Annotated in this window: 2 protein-coding genes; both read left to right on the top strand. The window is 32.9% G+C overall.

Annotated features, from left to right (window positions below):
* Window positions 1-439: hypothetical protein (locus JCM15579_RS19920; protein WP_218186264.1), on the top strand; the 439-nt coding region annotated here is incomplete at its 5' end.
* A 4-nt stretch (window positions 440-443) separates the two neighbouring features.
* Window positions 444-1,001, top strand: a complete 558-nt coding sequence (locus JCM15579_RS19915; protein ID WP_054723052.1) for a glycoside hydrolase family 130 protein — start codon at window positions 444-446, stop codon at window positions 999-1,001.
* Window positions 1,002-1,061: the final 60 nt, after the last annotated feature.

Below are 1,061 nucleotides of genomic sequence, written 5' to 3'. Positions count from 1 at the left end.
TTTTTTTATATGTATCGTACTATTAAAACTTAGTGTTATGAATGCAAATTATATATGTCCACATTGTCGAAACTATCTGAATGTTAATGATAGAATTGTAATTTCAGCGAAAAATGAAAAAGGTCAAAAAGGGGTTCTTTTATTTAGTATACACCTTGGTGATTATGAGATTCTTAAACATGCTAATTTTGAAATGGAGAACAATGAAAAAATATCTATGTTTTGTCCATGTTGCCACAAAAGTTTATTGGACAAAAGAATCCATGAGAACATTTACAAAATTGTAATGCAGGATGAAGAGGATCATGAATATGAGATTTTATTCTCAGGAGTTTATGGTGAACGTTGTACCTATCAGATCTCAGAGGGTAAAGTACATACCTATGGTGAGCATGCAGCCAAATACTTAAATTTTACCAATTTGATTGATATGTCTTGAAATCATGAAGAGACATAAAAGTAATCCATTGATTTGCCCTAGAGATGTTAAAGCTTCCAATCCTTCGTTTAAGGTTTTAGGAGCATTTAATCCTGGAGCAATACAGTTTAAAGATGAAAATCTTCTTTTGATTAGGATAGCTGAGAATTCTTTGCCTGAAGAAAATCACATTACCATTCCATATTACCATAATGGAGAGGCCAAGGTAATGAGAATTGACAAGAACGATCCTGAATTGATTTATAAAGATACACGAGGGTATTTTTATAAAGGTGTGGATTATTTAACGACGATGAGTCACCTGAGGTTGGCTCGAAGTAAAGATGGTATTCACTTTGTTGTAGAGGAAAAACCATTCATATTCCCTACGCTAGATTGTGAATGTTTTGGTGTTGAAGATGCAAGAATAGTTCAAATTGATAACGTTTTTTACATTAATTACACTGCAGTTTCAGGAGATGGATATGTAACTTATTTGGCTAAAACCTTAGACTTTATAAATGTTGAAAAACTGGGAATTGTCTTCCCTCCTTTAAACAAGGATTGTGGCATTTTTTCCTGAAAAAGTGTAATGGAAAATTATGACAGCAATTCAAGTTCGCCCGGATAACGTAAGGGGTTT

Source organism: Marinifilum fragile JCM 15579 (assembly GCF_001310955.1).
GTDB classification, from domain to species: Bacteria; Bacteroidota; Bacteroidia; order Bacteroidales; family Marinifilaceae; genus Marinifilum; species Marinifilum fragile.
Note: the sequence above shows the minus strand (reverse complement) of the source record. Positions and strands in the feature narration are given on the sequence as shown.

Coding starts and splice junctions, on each gene's coding strand:
- JCM15579_RS19915 (WP_054723052.1), top strand. CDS start 444: ATGAAGAGACATAAAAGTAATCCATTGATTTGCCCTAGAGATGTTAAA.